Source organism: Streptomyces sp. NPDC001828 (assembly GCF_042892175.1).
Taxonomy (GTDB): domain Bacteria; phylum Actinomycetota; class Actinomycetes; order Streptomycetales; family Streptomycetaceae; genus Streptomyces.
This window is the reverse complement of the sequence record NZ_JBIATV010000013.1, coordinates 238,917-256,955: the sequence shown is the minus strand read 5'-3', so window position 1 is coordinate 256,955 and position 18,039 is coordinate 238,917. Positions and strand designations below refer to the sequence as shown.

Sequence of the window (18,039 nt, the reverse complement as noted above, 5' to 3'; positions counted from 1 at the left end):
AAGCTGCTCGATCCTCTACGAGAGCGGAGCAATGGCCAACCTTCAGCAGTTGCGAACCCTGCACACGGTGCGCAGCCACGGTGGCATCCACGCCGCGGCCAAAGCACTGCACCTCTCACCCTCCGCGGTGTCCCAGCAGATCAAGTCGCTGAGCTCGGAGTGCGGATTCGCCTTGGTCGAGCCGGAGGGCCGGGGTATCCGGCTGACCGACGAAGGGTCCATCATCGCTGAAGTCGCCGCCCGGATAGCCGACTTGTGGCAGACCTCGGTCGCCAGGCACCAGACGCCGTCCACGCAACCGCAGCGCAGACCGACCATCGCCCTCGGCGCCTTCCCCTCGGCGATGGGCACCTGTGTGCTCCCGGCGCTGCGCGGCGAGGACCAACTGCCCTTCCACCTGCAGCTGTTCGAGACCGCGCCATGCGAGGGCCGGGACCTCGTGAAGGCCGGGATCCTCCAGGCCGCGGTGTCGGTGAAGGAGACGGACGACCTCCCGGTGGCCGAACTCGACGGGCTGCACACCGTTCCGCTGCGCCACGAGCCGTTCGTGCTGGTGGGCCCGCCGGGCCTGGTGTCGATGGCCATCCGTTGCGGCCCCGAGTCGCTCTCGGGATTCCCCTGGGTGCTGCCGCGGGTCGGATCGGACTGCGACCGGCTGATCAGTGCCCACCTGGCCCGGCACGGCGTGATGGTGCGCCCGGTGGGGCGTACGGACGACTGGAATCTGGCCCAGGACATGGCACTCGCCCTGAGCGCGGTGACCTATGTGCCGGCGTCCGCGCTGATCCGGCGTGAGGGGCTCAGCCGTTCGGTGGACGGCGCGGGCATTCCGGCGCCGTCCCGGACCGTCGTCCTGGTCGCCGAGGAGGCGGCTGCCGTATCGAGCTGGTTCATCGTCCTGGAGCAGCGCTTCAAGCGGGCCTGCGCCCGCACATCGGGTGCGCCGCAAGGCAGTTGAGACGGCGTCGCGGCCTGGCATGACCGGCGGCCGGTCCGCGTCCCGGGCCCGCCTTCGGCCCGGGACGCGCAGGGTCAGCCGTTGCGGAGCCGCACCAGCCCGTCGTACTCGGGCTTGAGCTTCCACTGCGGGTCCGGCGGTGTCCGGTGGGGGCGCGGCACGTAGTCCGAGTAGCGCTCGCACCGCATGTCGTGCAGATAGCGCGGACAGTTCTCGAAGACCTGCCGCACGCGGACCTCCACCACGGCGTCCGCGTCCGGGAACGCGTCGAGCAGCGCGGCCTCCGTGGAGAGGTGCGCGATGCCGTTCACGCGGAGCTTGATGGGTTTGCCGTAGTCGATGAACAGCATGCCGATCCGGGGATTCTCCACAATGTTGCCCAGGCTGCGGAACATTCCGTTGCCGTCGTAGCTGGGAAAACGCAGGAGGCCCGGCGTCACGACGTGGACGAAACCCGGCAGTCCGCCCTTGTACGAGCAGTCGGGGAATCCCTGTGCGTCCGCCGTCGCGAGGTAGAAGCACGGGGCGGCGGTGATGATCCCGGCGGCCGATTCGTCGAGGTCATCGGTGACGTACTTGCCCGCTATGTGGTCGGCCAGCGGCCGGGTTTCCAGCGCGTCCTGAACACGTCGTGCTCCCTGATTGTAGAAATCTCGCTCAGGCATGAGGTCGTCCCGTCCCTGATAGCAGGCGTCGTAGGAACCGTCTTGCCCCAGGTGAGCTGCCCACAACAACTGTGCGTGGTTGGTGAACGTTTTTTTTCGGAGGAGCGGAAACCCCCGAGAGCGGCACGGCCCGGCAGATCCCTCTCATTCGCGCAGATCCCCCGCGCCCGGCCGTCATTTCCGCCCTGCGGATGATGCATTGCGTTGGAATCTGACTGTTTCGACCTTCTGAAGTGTGCGGGATCTTGCGTTCAGTGGCGGAACACTCTTGTAAGAGGCCGCAAAAGTGGCCGGGAACAGGGGCGTACGCGTGGTGCCGCCCAGGCCCGAAGACCCCGCAGGATTCCCGGTCCGTCCCGATGCGACACCCGATCACCCTTCGATGGAAAGGCAATTTCCGTGACCGCCACCACCGTTACCGCCATACCCGTCGACAGCTGGTCCGACAGCATTTCCCGCGCTTTCCCCCGCGCCGGGGAGACCCCCGACGCGGCCGCACGCGAGACGCTGCTGAGCCGCCTGCACCGCCACTACGTCGCCTACATGGCGGGCCCCGCCGACTTCGCGCACATACCCCGGCTCAACACCGACCCTGCCATCACCGCGATCGAGGAGGCCTGGCTCGCCTGGGAGGACAGCCAGGTCGACCCCTTACAACTCCCCTCCAGCGGAGCCGAGTTCCGGACCTGGTTCCTCGACGTCGCCGACCGGCACACCCAGCCGGAATTCTGCGAGTACCTGGCCAACGAGGCGAACCTCGAACAGATGGCGCTGTTCTTCATGGGAGAGGAACTCGTCGACAGCAAATTCGACGACCTCATGGCGATGGTCCAGATCGGCACCCAGGGACTCACCAAACTCACCATCGCCGAGAACTACTGGGACGAGATGGGCGAAGGCGACATCAACCAGGTCCACACCCGGATGTTCGAGCACTCCGCCGTCTACATGCGCGCCCGGCTCGCCGACGCCGGCATCGGGCAGGAGGCGCTCTTCTGCCCCGAAGCCTTCGAGAACGCGTGCCTGCTCCTCATGTACGGCATCCACCGCCACCTCAACCCGCGCGCCCTCGGCGCCATGGGCGTGCTCGAACAGAGCGCGTCTCCGCGGTTCCAGGCCATGGTCGACGGCTGCAACCGCCTCGGTGTGCCCGCCGACGTCATCGACTACCAGCGCATCCACGTCCACGTCGACGCGGACCACGGAGCCGAGTGGTTCGAAGGGGTCTTCGTCCCGCTGGTCGACGAATCCCCGGAACTCCTGCGCGAGATCTCCCTGGGCGTCGCCACCCGGGTCCGGGTCGCCAACGCCTATTACCGCCGCATCTGGGAGGCCATGCTCCGGCTGCCGCACTGATCCGTGCTGCCCGTCGAGACGAACCGCCTCACCGAGGAAGGAACCACGATGGCCGTCACGGCCTCCCCCCGCCCCCCGCAGGAACTCTTTCGTAAAAGCCGGGTCCAGGCCTGGGACCAGACCGTCTTCATCTTCAAACTGACCCTGGCCGTCGCCCTGGCCGTGGTCGGTGGCTACCTCGCCCTGCGGCCCAGCCCGGTCCTCGCCCCGGCCGGCGTCCTGATCCTGGGAGCCGTCTACACACACATGGTGGAGCTCCAGCACCAGTGCCTGCACCACTCCGCCTTCCGTACCTCTCGTCCCCACCGCCTCGTCGGCGTCCCCCTCGGCGTCCCCCTGCTCGTCTCGTACAGCCACTACCGAGTGCGCCACCTGCAGCACCACCGCTTCCTCGGGACCCCGCAGGACTCCGAGTTCTTCGGATTCGACAGTCGCAAACCCATCACTCCCGGCCTACTGCTGCGCGGCCTGTTCGACTACGGAGGCCTGCTGTTCGTCGTACGCGACGTGGTCGCGAGCTGCACCGGCACCTGGACCTACGACGCCGGGCAGATCGCCGAGCGCCGGCGGCGCGAGGTCGTCAACGAATACCGCCTGTTCGGCCTGATCGCGGTGGCCGCCGCGACCGCCGTCGCGCTCGGACATGGTGAGACCCTGCTACGCCTGTGGCTGCTGCCGCTCCTGGTCGCCGTACCGATGCACTTCCTGGTGGAACTGCCCGAACACCTCCTGTGTGAGACCGAGACCACCGATGTCTTGCGCAACACCCGCTCCATCAGAGGAAGTTGGCTCACCACCTGGTTCACCAACGGGAACAATCTGCACATCGAGCACCATGCCGCGATGGTCGTGCCGATCAACCGGCTGCGCGAGCGGCACCCGGAGGCCGAACGGTACGCGGTGCACGTCGAGCGCAGCTACGCCGCGTTCTTCCGCAAGGCCGCCGGCGCCGCGTGGCGCAACCGCGCCGCCTCGGCCCGGCGGCGGGAACGGAGCACCCGGTGAGTGCGGCGGGGCGTCGCCCGGCCGTGGTGAGCGGCAGTGCCATCCGGCACGCGAACCGCCTGTACGGCGAAGCGGTCCCGGACGCCAGCCGGATGTCCTGCGTGGGGGAGACCATCCGGATCGAGGTCCCGGAGGCGGAGTTCCTCGTCCGGCTGACCCGGCCGAGCGCCACCACGACACGCCTCCGCATTCAGGCGGTCTTCCGCGAGGACAGGCCCGCCGGGGGCACCTGGTGGTCGAGCTGGGAGGTCGACGTCACCGCCCTGCCGGGCTCCTCGGAGGTGGGCCGCGCCCTGGTCGCGGAACTCACGCGCAGCCGCGCGTCGTTCACCGCGGCCCTCACTGATGCCCGCTGGACGGAGGCGGCCTGAGCGAAGAACTAGGGAGGGGGCGGCACCACCCAGCGAGATGGTGCCGCCCCCTCCCACTGCCGTGTCCCGGGTGGCCGGCCGAGGATGCGACTGACGTCAGCCGGTGGTGTGTGATCCGTCCGTCGGCCGCCTGCGTCCGGCTCGCGCCAGTGCGTCCTCGGCCTGGGCGGCCAGAGTGGTGACGAGTTCGGCGGCCGACGGCAGATCCGTGATCAGGTCCACCGCCTCGCCCGCCCAGACCGGCTCGGGCGGAATCACCCCGCTCGCCACATCGTCCCGGTACTTCAGGGGCGCGCTCCCGTCGCGGGCCAACTCGGCCTCCCTGCCGCGCCATTGGTCCAGGTAGGGGTGTCCGAGGGTGCGAGCCGTGTATCGCTCGACGGGCCAGCTGGATCCGCGCGCGATGTCCAGTACGCCATTGCGTTCGGTGTCCTGTCCACGCCCTTCGAGGAGCGCCTCGCGGACCGAGCGCTCGACCGAAGCCTCGGTGGTGGCCTGGAAGCGGGTGCCGATGAGCGCACCCGCGGCGCCCAGGGTCAGTGCCGCGGCGACGCCCCGCCCGTCGGCGATCCCACCGGCCGCGAGTACGGGCACCGGAGTGGCGAGGTCCACCACGAGCGGGACGAACGGGAAGGTGGAACGTCCCCGGCGGGCACCGTGCCCGCCGCTTTCGGTGCCCTGCGCCACGATGACGTCGGCACCCAGGTCCACGGCCCGCCGGGACTCCTCCACATCGGTGACCTGGATCAGCACGGCCGCCCCCGCGTCACGGACGCGATCGACGAAGGGGCCCGGGTCCCCGAAGGAGAACATCACCGCCGCCGGACGGAACGCCAGTGCCTGCTCCACCGCACGGACATCGACCGCCCAGGCCAGAAAGCCGACGCCCCAGGGTCGGTCGGTGCCCCGGGTCACGACCGACAACTCCCGTTCCAGCCAACCCGGTTCGCCGTATCCGCCACCCACGAGCCCGAGTCCGCCCGCGCGCGACACGGCGGCCGCCAGCGCGCCTCCGGCCGCACCTCCCATGGGCGCGAGCGCGATCGGGTGCCGGACGCCCAGCATCTCGGTGAAATCCGTCGACAAGGCCATGGTCCTCATGATTCCCCCTGCCCCTCCAGCGCCGGGCGGAATTGACCATCCGCGCCATCCACACCGGACGGAACCGGCCACCCGCCGCAGCACGGAGGCGTGGCGCTCGGCGCACACCCCGTCCGCGCCGCGCTGGAACGCCAACTCGGTCGTCCGCGTATCCCCGGCCGGGTGCGACCCCGCTGCCCGTCAGAACCGGCGGATCACCCGCAGCGAGGCGGTGTACAGATCACCCTTGACGCCTTCGGCGGGAACCGACTGCTTGCCGTTGAGGATTGACTTGGCTCCGAGATCCGCCATGGTCGGCCCGTTGGGCGTCTTGCGACTGGAGACGAAGCGCAGACCGCCGTGCTGGTCCTCCCCGACGTAGATGCCGGTGTGATCGATCACCCCGTCGGTGGCCTCGGGATCGTCGGGCGCCGCGTCGGTGGCGTCGAAGAAGACCACGTCACCGATCCGCAGCGGGGCCAGCGAGGGTGCCGCTCCGGTGGCCCGCGCCACGACCACGCCGGGGCCGGAGGCGGACTGGTTCTTCGAGGTGCGGGGCAAGTTGAGGCCGTCGAAGTTCTTCGAGCCGACCATCGGTATGCCGAGATGGTGGCCGTAGACCATCCGGACGAAGCCCGAGCAGTCGAGGTGGCCCTTGAACTGCGGCTCCGCGACCACCGGACCCTCGCCGCTCGCGGGGAAGGTCCAGTCGAGCCCCATGTACTCGTGGAAGTCGGCGCCGATGAAGCGCAGTCCGGCGGCGTCCGGCTCGCTGTACCCGGCGGTGCCGAGCACCCTGGCACCCTGGAGCGCGGGGTCGGTGACGTCGGGGGCGAAGGGCCGGAACATCGACGCGTACGCGAGGGCGTCGGGGGAGGTGTCGCCCGCCCACGCGCGGATCTGCCGGTCCAGGGCGGGGGTCCAGCTGCCGTCGAAGGGCGCGGGCAGCACCCGCACCCAGGTGTCGTGGCTGATCACCGGCGGGTCGGCCCACTCGGCCGAGACCACGTCGAAGTCGTAGACGCGGGCCTCCAGCGGCACCGTGGCGCCGGCGGAGGCCAGTGCCCGGACCCCGAGGGTGCCGGAGCCGAAGACCTTGGCCGGGTCCTTCTCGGGGTCGCGCAAACTGTGGTGCCAGGTGGTGGGCTCCGTCTTGCCGTGCGACCAGGCGCGGGCGCGCAGCACGTCACCGGTCTTCTCCACCCGGACCCACCAGTGGTCGTAGGCGGCGAAGCCGGTGCCGACCGTGACGGCCGGGCTCAACGTGCTCACGGCGTTGGCCAGTTCCTTCTCCATCAGGAGCTGGATCTCGCCGGCGGGAGTGATGTTCAGCCGGGCCCGGTAGTGGTTGTTGACGTCCGTGGCCGCGAAGGTGAGGGCGAGCGAGACGGGTGCGCCGGCGGGCACCTTGTCGAAGGAGAAACGGGCGCGTGCGTCGACGTCCCCCACGGCCTTGTCGGAAAGCAGTGCGTGGCGGCTGGCGTTGGCGGCGGTGAGCCGTATGGCGGCCCGGCCGGCCTCCAGGAAGTAGTCCGCGTCCGCACCGTTGTGGGTGGACCACTTACCGCCGCCGGGGGAGGAGCCCCAGCCGGTCCGGCCGGCCGGCAGGGTCCGGGAGAAGGCGTCGGAGAACGGCTTCTTCTGCTCGGTGAACCAGCGCTTCGGTCCGCGCAGCGTGACCGTCCTCGCGCCGGTGGTGAGGGTGGCGAGCACACCCCGCTCGTCGGACACCTCCAGGAGCGCGGGGGTGCCGGCGAGCGTACGGGTGGTGAGTGTCCCGGCCGGGTGGGCGCCGAAGTGCCAAGGGTCGGTCGGGTCGAGCACCATCGGGAGCCGCCCGGCGGACACCGTCGGCACGGCGGCCGTAGCCGTGGCCACCGCTGTCGGCGTGGCCGCGACGGCGGACGGGGCGAGCGGCAACGAGCTGCCCGCCGCCACTCCCACGAGCGCGGCGAGAGCCGATCTGCGGCTCGGCGCGGACATGGATGAGGACATGCGGGTACCCCCCGGTGACAGAACAGATGATCAGGCGGAGGCCCCAACCGGCGCCCCCCGCTCAGCAGTCGGCCAGGCCCACGCTGACGCTCCATCGGCCTCGTGGGCAACCGACTTTCTTCACACTATCAACACCTATTCACCCCAACGGGCCACTTTGTTCACCGCGACGGGCCGGCTCGGCAGCCGTGCCGGTGGTGTCTCGGGGATGCCACTGAGGCCCCCTCGTGGCTCAGTCGAGGCAGAACTCGTTGCCCTCAATGTCCTGCATCACGATGCAGGACTCGTTCTCGCCGTCGGCACGCATCGTGCGCACATGTACCGCGCCGAGCGCGACCAGCCGTGCACATTCGGCTTCGAGCGTGGCCAGACGCTCCTCACCCACGAGCCCGATACCTGCCCGAACGTCAAGATGCAGCCGGTTCTTGACGACCTTCCCTTCGGGAACACGCTGGAAGAGCACGCGCGGACCCACCCCCGAGGGGTCGCTGCACGCGAAATAGACGACCTGCTCCTCAGGCGGCAGCGAGCGCTGGTGGTCCTCCCAAGTGGCGAACCCTGCCGGGACCGGAGGCACGACGTACCCCAGCACCTCGGACCAGAAGCCGGCGAGACGCGTGGGGTCTGCGCAATCGAAGGTCACCTGGACCTGCTTGATCGTTGACATCCGCGCACGATAACAAGGCCCTCGCTCACCTCCCCTGGCGGGTGGATCCGCACACCGTCGGGAGGGCGGTGCCGTCCGCCAGGGGCTGCTTCCCGCGCTCACAGCGGTGAACGGAGGCCGGTGCTCCACAGGATGCGATCAGCCACGGGACAGCCTTCAGAGGGGCGAGAGTTCGGGCCCGGCCGGGGCGCCGCACCTCATGACGTACGGGCCCGCACCCGGCCGCAGTGACTCCTGGGACGTGCGCGGACCAAACCCGCACCCGGAACCCGTGCGCTCAACGCCGCACCCGACGGCCCGAGTTCACCGGATACCCGAAACCGACCTCGGCTCCGCCGCCGGGAGCCCCGGCGGCGAACACCGTACCGCCGTCGGCCGTGACGAGGTCGTGGACGATGGCGAGACCGAGGCCGGAGCCCGGCACCGACTGGGTGCGGCGACCTCGGTAGAAGCGGTCGAACACGGAGTGCCGCTCCTCCGGCGCGATACCGGGGCCCCGGTCCCGCACGCACAGCCGCCCGCCCTCGATGTGGACGGCCACGGGCGTGCCCTCCGGGCTGAACTTCAACGCGTTGCCGAGCAGGTTGTCGACACACCGCTGCACGGCACGTGGGCGGGCCCGTACCGTCTCGGGCCGGTCGGCCGTCACGTCGACGGTTCGGCCGGTGCGCCCACGGCAGCGGTGCGCGGCCTCCTCGGCCACGGCGACCAGGTCGACCTCGGCCGGTTCCTCGTCGGTCGAGCGGTCCGTGGCCAGCTCGACGAGTTCGCGGACCAGGGCGTCCAGCGCCGCCGCCTCGGTGACCAGGGTGCCGAGGATCTGCTCCTCGTCGCTGGGGGCGAGCCTGCCCCGGGCCCGCTGGAGGAGTTCGGCGCTGCCGCGCACCGAGGTCAGCGGCGTGCGCAGCTCATGGCTCGCGTCCTGGACGAGCCGCTGCTGCTGGGCGCGGGAGCGCCGCAGTGCTTCGAGCATGGCGGCGAAGCTGCGGGTCAGCTGGCCGACCTCGTCCTTTCCGGCGGGCGGCAGTTCCGTCGTGAGGTCCTGGGTCGTGGTGATGGTCCGAGTGGCCCGGGCCAGTCGGCGTACCGGGCGCAGGATGCGGTCGAGGGCGAGCCAACTGAGCAGCGCCGACAGGGCGGTCGCGGCGATGGTCGTCCACGGGATGCGCCACAGGAAGGCGTGGTCGATGCGTTCGGCGCTCGCGTAGTGCTGGGCGACCATGACCGCGCCGCCGCCCGGCAGCGGTGTGGTGAGGACGCCGTACTCCGCGTCGGCGACGGTCACGTCCTCGCGTGCCGTGCCGTGCCCGCTGCGTGCCACGCGCAGGGCCGCTTCGGAGGGAGTCAGTACCGCGCGGCCCGGGGCGAGCGCCCGTACCGTGCCGTCGGCGGTCAGCACCTGCTCGGTCGAGTCCGGGCGCGGGGGCGGGGTACGGGAGACACCGAGCAGCGTGACAACGGTGGCGGCGCGGTCGTCCAGCGCGCGGTCGAACTGTTCGCCGACCACATGGCTGACCTGACGGTAGGAGATCGTCGCGGCCAGTGCGATGGCCAGTGCCGCGGCCGCGACGACTACCAGGGTGATCTTCGCGCGCAGCATCACGCCGCCCGCACGGTGTAGCCGACGTTGCGCACGGTGTGGATCAGCCGCGGAGCGCCGTCCTCTTCGGTCTTGCGCCGCAGATAGCCGATGTAGACGTCCAGGGAGCGGGACGTGGTGTCGAAGTCGTAGCCCCAGATGCGTTCGTACATCTGGGTGCGGGTGAGGACCGCTCCCGGGTGCTGCAGCAGCAGTTCCAGGACGTCGAACTCGGTCTTGGTGAGGTCCAGCGGGCGGTCGGCGCGCTGGGCGCGGCGGGCCGTCGGGTCGAGGGAGAGGTCCGCGACGGTCAGCGTGTCGGTACCGGCCGCGCCGTGCGTGTCGGCGGAGCGGCGCAGCAACGCCCTGATCCGGGCGAACAGTTCCTCCGTCGCGAACGGCTTCGACAGGTAGTCGTCGGCCCCCGCGTCCAGTCCGGCGACGCGGTCGCCGATCTGATGACGAGCTGTCAGAACCAGCACGGGCAGCCGGTCGCCGCGCCTGCGGAGCATCCGGCACAGGGCAAGACCGTCCAGGCCCGGCATGACGACGTCCACCACCGCCAGGTCGGGCCGATGCCTCTCAAGGAGGTCAAGGGCCTCAAGTCCGTCGGACGCCAGCAGCACTCGGTAGCCCTCGAAGCGCAGAAGTTGGTCCAGTGTGCTGCGCACACCCGGATCGTCCTCGACGACAAGCACGGTCCGGCGTCTCTCACTCGTCTCAGTCATGTGATCATCTTCGCCGGTGGTGGACGCGGTCACGTGCCTGCCCGTCAGCGGCCCACGGGCGTCACGGCGATGGGCGCCACGCGCTGGAAGCAGGAGGTGTCGCCCGGGTCACCGGTGCGGATGAAGCGGGTGGTGGCCTGTGTGACACAGCCGCTCTGTTCCAGCTCCGGCACGTGCCCCACGTTGCGCACCGAGAAGAACGCGCTGTCGCGGAACTTCCGGGCGGCCGCGCGGCCGTTGGCGTCGGGGGTGTTGGCGTCGAGGTCGCCGGAGATCACCATGACCGGGACGTCGGGCATCTCCAGGTCGGTCGGCAGGGGGCGCGCGGTGTTCTCGCGCGGCCAGGAGATGCACACGTCCCCGCCGTCCGTCGGCCCCTCGTTGAAGCCCCGCCCGCTGAACGCCCCGAACCCGCCCTGCCCGACGCCCGCGAGAGCCTTGCGGTACTGCGCCCACCGCACCGGCAGCGGTGCGTCGGCGGCCCACGCCTTGCGGTAGTCGTTGCAGACCACGCCGATGTAAGGGGCCTGGTCCTCCGTGCTGCCGGAGGCCCCTTCCTCCTGCGCCAGCCGCCTGAGCGGCGCGGTGTCGCCCTTCACGAAGCGGTCGAGCGCCCAGGGCACGCTGCCCAGCAGAGACGGCTGGTCCGGAGCCATTCCGACGCCCCGACTGGCCGCCTCGTACAGGAGGTTGGCGAGCTTGCCCTCGGTGAATCGCTCGCGGTACGTCCTGCCGTCGGCGTGGATGGCCACGGTCAGCGGACGGGCCCTGAGCCGAGCCGCGGTGGTGGCCAGATCCCGTACCGCCTTCTCGCCGTCGCACGCCTTCGGCACCGAGCGCTCGCATATCCGGTGCAGGGCCAGTGACACGGCCTGCGCCGAAGGACGCGCCAATGGGTCGAAGTCGTGCGGGTAGGCGCCGGACAGCACGATCGAGCGCACTCGCTCGGGATGCCGGTTCGCGTACACCGGCATCAGGTACGTCCCGTACGACAGCCCGTAGAGGGTGAGTTGGGGGACGGCGAGCCGGGCGCGCACCGCGTCGATGTCGTCGGCGGTCGCCGCTGTCGTCAAGCCCTGGGCGCGCGGACCGAGGGTGCGGGCGCAGCGTGCCACGGCGTCCCGCTGCTGCTCGCGAGTGCCGAAGCGGTACTCGGCGTCCGTGACCCCGCACGGCATCCGCTCCGATCTGCCGGTGCCGCGCGGATCCACGAGCAGCAGGTCATGGTCGTCGAGGAGTCCCGCAAGGCCCCCCGCGAACTCTTCCGCCTTGCCGATCGCGACCTCGCCGGGCCCGCCCGGATTCACGGCCACGGTGCCCTTGGCGGGGCCCGGCGCGCTGTGCCGCACGACGGCGTAGCTCACCCCCACCGTGCCGAGCTCGGGCCGGCCGGTCACGACCGGGCGCCGGATCGTGTCGCAGTCCACCCGGTGCCCGGCGACGGCCGGACACCACGAGGGCCCGCCCGCCCGGGGGACCCCGGCCGCGTCCGCCGCCGGCAGCGCCGTGAGCAGCAGCGCCAGCGTCCCTACGGCCAGCCCGGCCTGCCGCGCCCTGCTGAGGTAAGTCGTCATGCCCGCTCCTTCGTTCCGTCCTGCGGTGTGAGCACGACAGTGCCGGGCGCGTGACAGGAGTTCGCAAGAGCGGAGGCAAAACCGTGTAAGAGTCGCGGTGCCGGGGCGCGACCGGTGCACGCAACTGTTCAGGCGCGGGACGACTGCCCGGTGCAGGACGGAACGGCGGCGTGGTCGGCCACAGCCTCACACCCCTTCCGGCTCGCCCCTCGTCCGGTCCCATGGATCGAGTCCGAGGAGCCGGCGGGTGAGCGGTGTCATCGCGCCCAGTTGCGCGGCGTCGTACTCGCGTCCCCCGGGGAGCTCGGGCAGGTGGGCGCCGTGGGCGTGGGGCGTGCGCACGTAGCGCATGAAGTACGCGATCCTGGCCAGGGACCTCCGGTTGTGGGAGGCGGCATGCGGCATGAGGTGGTGCATCAGCACGAACGAGCCTGCCGGCCCGGTCACCTCGACGCTCCGGTGGTGCGTGATGTTCCGCCAACTGCCGTGCAGAGAGCGGCTGTTCACTCCTCGCGCGCGTGCGGACCGCACTTCTTCCTCGACGAGCCGGTGACCTTGGGGGACGACATGGATTCCGCCGCCGTCCTGTTCGACGTCGGTGAGGTAGTAGCAACCGCCCAGCTGCAACTCCTCGGCGGTGAAAAGGAAATCCTTCTCGGGAGGCACCGACGCGTCCAAGTGCAGCCGCTGGCTGAGCACTTCGTCGGGGCGGGCGTCGTTGCGCAGCGTGATGCCGACGGATCCGTCGAAGGCGTGCAGGCGAGGGGTTCCGTGCAGCTGTGCCATCACGTGGTAGAGGGTCTCGTTGCCCATCAGCGGGATGAGCGCCGGGGTGTTGATGGTCTGGTCCCGGTGGGGGAGGTACGGCTTGATCCGGCCGTCCATGACGCGCCAGTGCGGCGGCAACGACAGGCCGGGCGGGACGAGGTCGAGGATCGCGGCACGGTAGTGAGCCGTCTCCTGGGCGGTCAGCGCGTTCTCGACCAGAAGGTATCCGTCCCGTTGGAAGCGTTCGATCTGTTCGGCGGTCAACAGGCCTGGCAGCGACCGGCGTTCACGTGTTTCGCTCATGTCTTCTCCCGGTGCGGGGGCTTTGATGCTGAGCGTGTGTTCCGGGACGGCGGGACGTGGCGGCTGGGTCTCGCCGTGCGGAAGTGATCTCGTCGACAGTACGCCCGGCCGACCGGAAGACGGCAGTGGACGGATCGGACGCGGAGCCCAAGGGGCAGCGGACGGCACGGACTGCGTGAGGCATTCGCGGCGACGGCTTCTGACACCTGGACGTCGGTTCTGGGGTGCGACGCGACGGAAAGCGGCGCCCGGCGCACGAGGTACGCCCAGCAGGAGGAGCCGTGCCCGGCACCCAGGGCGGTGTCGCCCCGCCTCGCCCCCGGGGTGCTCCCGCTCGCTCGTCCGCCGGGGCGGCTTCGGCCCGGTCCGCGTCGGTACCGGTGGCGTCCGGTGTGGCGGCACAGGGGGAGCAGCGGGGGCGTTCACCCGGGGACATGACCGCGGACTTTCGTACGGCCTCTTCCTCGCCCCGGCCGGGGTGGGCAGACTGGGTTTCCGCGCAACGGCAACGGGGGAGCACGACATGGAGCTGGACGGTACGGAACTCTCAGAAGCCATCGGAGCGGTGCGCGAGGGCCTTGCCCGGGCGCAGCAGGACGGGGCAGGACCGGGAATCCACTTCAGGGTCAGGGAAGTGGTCCTGGACCTGGGCATCGAGCTCCACCGGACCACCTCGCGAGGTGGCGGGGTCAAGGCGTTCGTCGTATCGGGGGAGGCCCGCGGCGAACGGTCGTCCGCGCGGACCCACCGGCTGACCGTGACCCTGGACATGGACGGCGACGTGACGGTCGGTGATCGCGGCGAGCTCGGGGACGGGCCCGGCGAGCGGCCGTTCGCGTAAGGGGGCCCACCGTGTCCTGGAACCGGGCGGTCGCGGTCGAGCACGGGGGCCGCATCGGCGCCGGTTGCGTGGTCGCACCGGGAGTGATCCTGACGGCGTACCACCTCATCGCCTCCGCTGCCGAGAGCGGCTCCCGCCCCGTGGTACGGGTGCTCAACGAGGGTGCGGACGCCGCCGGGACCAGGGCCGAAGTGGCGTGGCACCGTGACGACGCGGTACTGCTGCGGTGCCGGCCGCGGAGTCTCGGCGACACCTTCTCCCCGGTGCGGTGGGGTGAGCTCATCTGCACCAAGCCGGGCTTCGTTCCCCGGTGTTCGGCCGTGGGTCTGCCCCGTGCCGCCGTTCGGCGCGATCCGGGCGGGGCCGGGGGCGGGGACCGGAGCTATCGCGCGCCGGCACAGCTGACGGGCCGCATCAACGTGGTGGACAACGCGTCGCACACCTACAGCTTCCAGCTCGACGGGGCCTTGCCGGAACACCGCTCGGGCCAGGGCTCCTCGCCCTGGCAGGGAATGTCCGGCGCCGGGATCTTCTGCGAGGACCTGCTGCTCGCGCTGATCACCGCCGCGCCCGCCGGGTGGAACCACGGCCGCCTGAACGCCATCCCCGTACGGCAGTTGCTGGACGACCTCGGTTTCTGCGACATCATCGAACAGGCCGCCGGCACGCGCCCACGGTTGGAGCCGGCCGATCTCGACGGACTCTTCGACAGTCCGCCGCGGCCCGTGGTGGCCCCCTCCTACCTCCTGTCGCCGCGCGCGGAGACGGTGCGATTCACCGGTCTCGACACGGAGATGAGCAGACTGGCGGAGTGGTGCGGCACGTCGAGGACCGTGGACGTGGCGGTCGTGCACGGCCCCGGCGGCATCGGCAAGACCCGCATCGCCACCGAACTCGCCCGTCGGCTCTCCGAACGCCGCCTCGAAACCGAGTCACCGGCGCGACAGGACATCCCCTGGGCCGCGGGGTTCCTGTCCGAGAAGCCGGTGTCCCAGCCGCCGCCGTACGCCGACCTGCGGCACCTCGTCCGGCCGGTGCTGGTCATCGTCGACTACGCCGAGTCGCGCCAGAAGCAGGTCGAGAGGCTGCTGACGGTACTGGCCGCGCACCAGGCGCCCGGACGCCGGATCCGTGTGCTGTTGCTCGCCCGCTCCACCCGCGACTGGTGGGACCGGCTCAGCATCCGGCATCCCGCTCTGACCAGCGGCCTCGCCCTGGCGCTGAGCCCCGACGCGCTGTACCGACACCTGAACCCCGCCCAGTTGCGGCACGACGCCGCCCTCGCCTTCAGCCGCCGCATCGCCCTGATCCACCGCGCCGACCGTGACGGCGCGGACTTCGACGAGTACGAAGAGTACGACAGAGACGACGGCGACGACGGCGACGACGGCGTGGACGGCTGCCGGGACGACGACAGCGACAGGGACGCCGCCACCGACCGTGCCGGGCCCGGGAGTCGGGACGCCGGCGACGTGGATCCGGGCGCCGGCGCCGACCCGGTTCCGGTCGATGCCCCGGCACTTGCGCCCGTCCCCGTCCCGGCACTCGTGCCCGTCCCCGTCCCGGTCACCGAGGACGGCGGCAACATCCTGGGCGTGCACATGGATGCGCTGGCCGACGTGCTGCTCCACAGCCCGCACGAGTTTCCCGACGGTCTGCCCCCGGTCTGGATGGTGCTGGTCGACCATGAAATGAAGTACGTCCAACGAGGCGCGCGCAGAGAGCGTCTGGACCTGGGCCGGGACTACCTTGACACCCTGCTGACCGTGCAGGGCATGGCGCGGGCGGCCGACAAGGAGGAGGCCACTGCTGTCTTCCAAGTCGCCTGGGACGTTCACTACCACGGCCTCGCCGTTCCGCCGCCGCTCGGCGCCGACATCATCCTGAAGCTCCGTCGCATGATGAGAGCCCTCTACCCCGCCCCCGACGGCGCCTACTTGGGCGGAACGGGCCCGGACATGCTGGTCGGTGCGCTCATCGACCAGCACCAGGAGGAGGACGCCGAGTTTCTCGAGCAGGTGCTCGCCAGCCCGGTGCTCAGCTCCGGCCAACGACGCCGCTCCCTGACCGCCGTGTCCCGTGCCTTCCCCACGCAGCCTGCGCTCAGGGCCGGTACCGCCCGGCTCGTCGCCACCCATGCCGCACTGTCCGACCTGGCGAAGGATCTTGTGCACCAGATGACCGAGTCCGAGCGGACGCGCTGGCTGGCAGCCGTCCGCGCCGCACGGTCCAGCCCCCACGGGCACGTGCCCCCACCCACGGACCGGCAGCCTCGACCGCGTCCGAGTCGAATTGCCCCCGCGCCTTCCGAACCGGTCGGGTGGTGGGACTCCGTGAACGAGGCGAGCGGCCTCCGGCTCTTCCTCATGGTGGCCGTTCCCGTCCTGCTCGTCACGGTCTTCGTCGTGTGGAAGCTGCTGGGTGCGTGAACCGGTGGGTCAAGGCGCCGGAAGTCGCGGGCCCCGCCACCGCGCGCAGCACGAACGGCTCGGCGTGGTCGGCGACACGCGGGGCGGATCCCGAGAGGGCCTGCCGGAGCGGCTGAGATCCGGGGCTCCGGTGCATCTGGAGACGGCTCTTAAGGTTGAGCGGTTTTAAAAGTGCAACAGTTGCACTTAGTGGGTCGGTGTGCTTTTCTGGGATGGCGGCGCCACGGCTTCCCTCGTGCCTGGAAGGAGCGACCAGCCGTCCCCTTCCCCGCCCTTCCTCTCCGCGACGTTCAGCAGGCCATCTCGCGTACGACAGAGAGCTGTTGGCGACACCTGGCCCCAACTGGCCACCCGGCAACCCATGGAGCACCACCATGACCACACACCCACGTATCGCCATCGTCGGAGCCGGCCCCGGCGGCCTCACCTGCGCCCGCATCCTCCAGCGGCACAACATCGCCGTCGCGGTCTACGACCGCGAGGCCGGCCCGCACGTGCGCAACCAGGGAGGCTCTCTCGACCTGCGCGAGGACAACGGCCAGATCGCCCTGCGTGAGGCCGGCCTCCTGGACGAGTTCTTCCGCCTCTCACGCCTCGAAGGCCAGGAGATGCGCCAGCTGGACCCGGCCGGAAGGATCCTCTTCCACCACACCCCTGACGAGGGTGAGCGCTTCAAGCCCGAGATCGACCGGGGCGACCTGCGCGACCTCCTCCTCAACTCCCTTGCACCCGGCACTGTTCACTGGGGGCACACCCTCACATCGCTCGAAGGCCCCGATGAGGGACCTCGCCGCCTGCGGTTCGCCGATGGATCCGCCGTCGAGGCCGATCTCGTCGTCGGTGCCGACGGAGCCTGGTCCACGGTCCGCGCCGCAGTCTCCGCGGCCCTGCCCGAGTACACCGGCATCAGTTTCCTCGAAGCGTGGTTCCACGACGTCGAGAACCAGCACCCCGAGATCGCCGCCCTCGTCGGCCAGGGCGGTGCTGCGGCGGCCGACGGCTCCCGCGGCCTGTTCGCCCAGCGCAACAGCGGGGACCACATCCGCGTCTACGTCATCCAGCGCCTTCCCCGCACCTGGATCCGCGACGCGGGCCTCACCCTCCAGGACACCGACGCCCTCCGCACGTTCCTCGCGGAACAGTTCCGCGACTGGTCCCCGGCCCTGCGGCGCCTGTTCACCGACAACGACGGCGGTTACGTCGACCGGCCCATCAACGCCCTTGCCGTCCCGCACACTTGGGACCACAACCCGACCGTCACGCTGCTCGGCGACGCGGCCCACCTCATGCCCCCGCTCGGCGTCGGCGTCAACCTCGCCATGCTCGACGCCTGCGAACTCGCCCTCGCCATCGCGCACAACGACACGGTCGCGGACGCCATCCGCGCCTACGAGCGGACGATGCTGCCGCGCTCCAACGAGTGGCAGAAGACGCTCGACCACGGCGCCGAGGAACTGATCTCCACCGAGCTGCCCGACTTCGTGGACGGCGAAGGCCCCTGATTCGCGGGCGACTTGGACCACGCGCCGGAAGCTCTGGCCCTATGGCGCCGGTCTGGCGCCCCCCCGAGACACGGGTGACGGGCTCGAACGTCGTGACCGACTTCCCGGAGCCCCAGCCCCCGTGGCCTGTCCGGCAGAACGAGGTGGTCCGGGGCGGCCCGGGCCGACCTTTTGCAGGTCACCCCGGGCTCACATCCTGGCGCCGTCGGGTCCGGGGC

15 protein-coding genes are annotated in these 18,039 nt (G+C 70.8%); 7 read left to right on the top strand and 8 right to left on the bottom strand.

The window, feature by feature from the left end; translation table 11 throughout:
* Positions 1-31: 31 nt before the first annotated feature.
* Positions 32-958 (top strand): LysR family transcriptional regulator, encoded by a 927-nt coding sequence (locus ACFYZA_RS31395; RefSeq protein ID WP_388494151.1) that lies wholly within the window; start codon positions 32-34, stop codon positions 956-958.
* Between the two features lie 74 nt (positions 959-1,032).
* Here the strand turns inward: ACFYZA_RS31395 and ACFYZA_RS31390 are convergent, their stop codons facing one another.
* Positions 1,033-1,623, bottom strand: coding sequence for a pyridoxamine 5'-phosphate oxidase family protein (locus ACFYZA_RS31390; protein ID WP_388494148.1), 591 nt, complete (start codon positions 1,621-1,623; stop codon positions 1,033-1,035).
* 399 nt (positions 1,624-2,022) lie between these two features.
* Between ACFYZA_RS31390 and ACFYZA_RS31385 the strand changes: the two genes are divergently transcribed.
* The 3 genes from ACFYZA_RS31385 to ACFYZA_RS31375 are packed head-to-tail and all read left to right on the top strand — an operon-like array spanning position 2,023 to position 4,355.
* Positions 2,023-2,979, top strand: coding sequence for an iron-containing redox enzyme family protein (locus tag ACFYZA_RS31385; RefSeq protein WP_388494146.1), 957 nt, complete (start codon positions 2,023-2,025; stop codon positions 2,977-2,979).
* Positions 2,980-3,027: 48 nt separating this feature from the next.
* Positions 3,028-3,984 (top strand): fatty acid desaturase family protein, encoded by a 957-nt coding sequence (locus ACFYZA_RS31380; RefSeq protein ID WP_388494143.1) that lies wholly within the window; start codon positions 3,028-3,030, stop codon positions 3,982-3,984.
* Positions 3,981-4,355 (top strand): hypothetical protein, encoded by a 375-nt coding sequence (locus ACFYZA_RS31375; RefSeq protein ID WP_388494141.1) that lies wholly within the window; start codon positions 3,981-3,983, stop codon positions 4,353-4,355. Before ACFYZA_RS31380 ends, ACFYZA_RS31375 begins: the two co-directional genes overlap by 4 nt.
* A gap of 96 nt (positions 4,356-4,451) precedes the next feature.
* Here ACFYZA_RS31375 and ACFYZA_RS31370 read toward each other — a convergent pair whose 3' ends face one another.
* The 7 genes from ACFYZA_RS31370 to ACFYZA_RS31340 form a co-directional block, all read right to left on the bottom strand.
* Positions 4,452-5,447, bottom strand: coding sequence for an NAD(P)H-dependent flavin oxidoreductase (locus tag ACFYZA_RS31370; RefSeq protein ID WP_388494139.1), 996 nt, complete (start codon positions 5,445-5,447; stop codon positions 4,452-4,454).
* 189 nt (positions 5,448-5,636) lie between these two features.
* Positions 5,637-7,430 carry an NlpC/P60 family protein gene (locus ACFYZA_RS31365; RefSeq protein WP_388494137.1) on the bottom strand — a complete coding sequence of 598 codons (1,794 nt, stop codon included), beginning with the start codon at positions 7,428-7,430 and terminating at the stop codon, positions 5,637-5,639.
* A gap of 232 nt (positions 7,431-7,662) precedes the next feature.
* Positions 7,663-8,097 carry a VOC family protein gene (locus ACFYZA_RS31360; RefSeq protein ID WP_382593445.1) on the bottom strand — a complete coding sequence of 145 codons (435 nt, stop codon included), beginning with the start codon at positions 8,095-8,097 and terminating at the stop codon, positions 7,663-7,665.
* A 277-nt stretch (positions 8,098-8,374) separates the two neighbouring features.
* The gene (locus ACFYZA_RS31355; protein ID WP_388494196.1) at positions 8,375-9,697 is read right to left on the bottom strand and encodes an ATP-binding protein; all 1,323 of its coding nucleotides are present in this window, start codon (positions 9,695-9,697) and stop codon (positions 8,375-8,377) included.
* Positions 9,697-10,404, bottom strand: a complete 708-nt coding sequence (locus ACFYZA_RS31350) for a response regulator transcription factor (RefSeq protein WP_382593448.1) — start codon at positions 10,402-10,404, stop codon at positions 9,697-9,699. Before ACFYZA_RS31350 ends, ACFYZA_RS31355 begins: the two co-directional genes overlap by 1 nt.
* Before the next feature lie 44 nt (positions 10,405-10,448).
* Positions 10,449-11,978, bottom strand: coding sequence for an alpha/beta fold hydrolase (locus ACFYZA_RS31345; RefSeq protein WP_388494134.1), 1,530 nt, complete (start codon positions 11,976-11,978; stop codon positions 10,449-10,451).
* A gap of 186 nt (positions 11,979-12,164) precedes the next feature.
* Positions 12,165-13,049: a phytanoyl-CoA dioxygenase family protein gene (locus ACFYZA_RS31340; RefSeq protein ID WP_388494132.1), complete on the bottom strand. Its 885-nt coding sequence runs from the start codon at positions 13,047-13,049 to the stop codon at positions 12,165-12,167.
* 523 nt (positions 13,050-13,572) lie between these two features.
* Between ACFYZA_RS31340 and ACFYZA_RS31335 the strand changes: the two genes are divergently transcribed.
* From ACFYZA_RS31335 to ACFYZA_RS31325, 3 genes are all read left to right on the top strand, one after another.
* Entirely contained in the window at positions 13,573-13,890 is a 318-nt protein-coding gene (locus ACFYZA_RS31335) for a trypco2 family protein (RefSeq protein ID WP_388494130.1), read from the top strand.
* Between the two features lie 11 nt (positions 13,891-13,901).
* Positions 13,902-16,319 carry a hypothetical protein gene (locus ACFYZA_RS31330; protein WP_388494128.1) on the top strand — a complete coding sequence of 806 codons (2,418 nt, stop codon included), beginning with the start codon at positions 13,902-13,904 and terminating at the stop codon, positions 16,317-16,319.
* Between the two features lie 374 nt (positions 16,320-16,693).
* Positions 16,694-17,821, top strand: coding sequence for an FAD-dependent oxidoreductase (locus tag ACFYZA_RS31325; RefSeq protein ID WP_388494126.1), 1,128 nt, complete (start codon positions 16,694-16,696; stop codon positions 17,819-17,821).
* Positions 17,822-18,039 lie beyond the last annotated feature (218 nt).

Excerpts from the sequence above, each read along its gene's own strand:
- ACFYZA_RS31360 (WP_382593445.1), bottom strand. The coding sequence starts at position 8,097 with ATGTCAACGATCAAGCAGGTCCAGGTGACCTTCGATTGCGCAGACCCC.
- ACFYZA_RS31345 (WP_388494134.1), bottom strand. The coding sequence starts at position 11,978 with ATGACGACTTACCTCAGCAGGGCGCGGCAGGCCGGGCTGGCCGTAGGG.
- ACFYZA_RS31340 (WP_388494132.1), bottom strand. The coding sequence starts at position 13,049 with ATGAGCGAAACACGTGAACGCCGGTCGCTGCCAGGCCTGTTGACCGCC.
- ACFYZA_RS31390 (WP_388494148.1), bottom strand. The coding sequence starts at position 1,623 with ATGCCTGAGCGAGATTTCTACAATCAGGGAGCACGACGTGTTCAGGAC.
- ACFYZA_RS31335 (WP_388494130.1), top strand. The coding sequence starts at position 13,573 with ATGGAGCTGGACGGTACGGAACTCTCAGAAGCCATCGGAGCGGTGCGC.
- ACFYZA_RS31380 (WP_388494143.1), top strand. The coding sequence starts at position 3,028 with ATGGCCGTCACGGCCTCCCCCCGCCCCCCGCAGGAACTCTTTCGTAAA.
- ACFYZA_RS31355 (WP_388494196.1), bottom strand. The coding sequence starts at position 9,697 with ATGCTGCGCGCGAAGATCACCCTGGTAGTCGTCGCGGCCGCGGCACTG.
- ACFYZA_RS31365 (WP_388494137.1), bottom strand. The coding sequence starts at position 7,430 with ATGTCCTCATCCATGTCCGCGCCGAGCCGCAGATCGGCTCTCGCCGCG.
- ACFYZA_RS31395 (WP_388494151.1), top strand. The coding sequence starts at position 32 with ATGGCCAACCTTCAGCAGTTGCGAACCCTGCACACGGTGCGCAGCCAC.
- ACFYZA_RS31350 (WP_382593448.1), bottom strand. The coding sequence starts at position 10,404 with ATGACTGAGACGAGTGAGAGACGCCGGACCGTGCTTGTCGTCGAGGAC.
- ACFYZA_RS31325 (WP_388494126.1), top strand. The coding sequence starts at position 16,694 with ATGACCACACACCCACGTATCGCCATCGTCGGAGCCGGCCCCGGCGGC.
- ACFYZA_RS31370 (WP_388494139.1), bottom strand. The coding sequence starts at position 5,447 with ATGGCCTTGTCGACGGATTTCACCGAGATGCTGGGCGTCCGGCACCCG.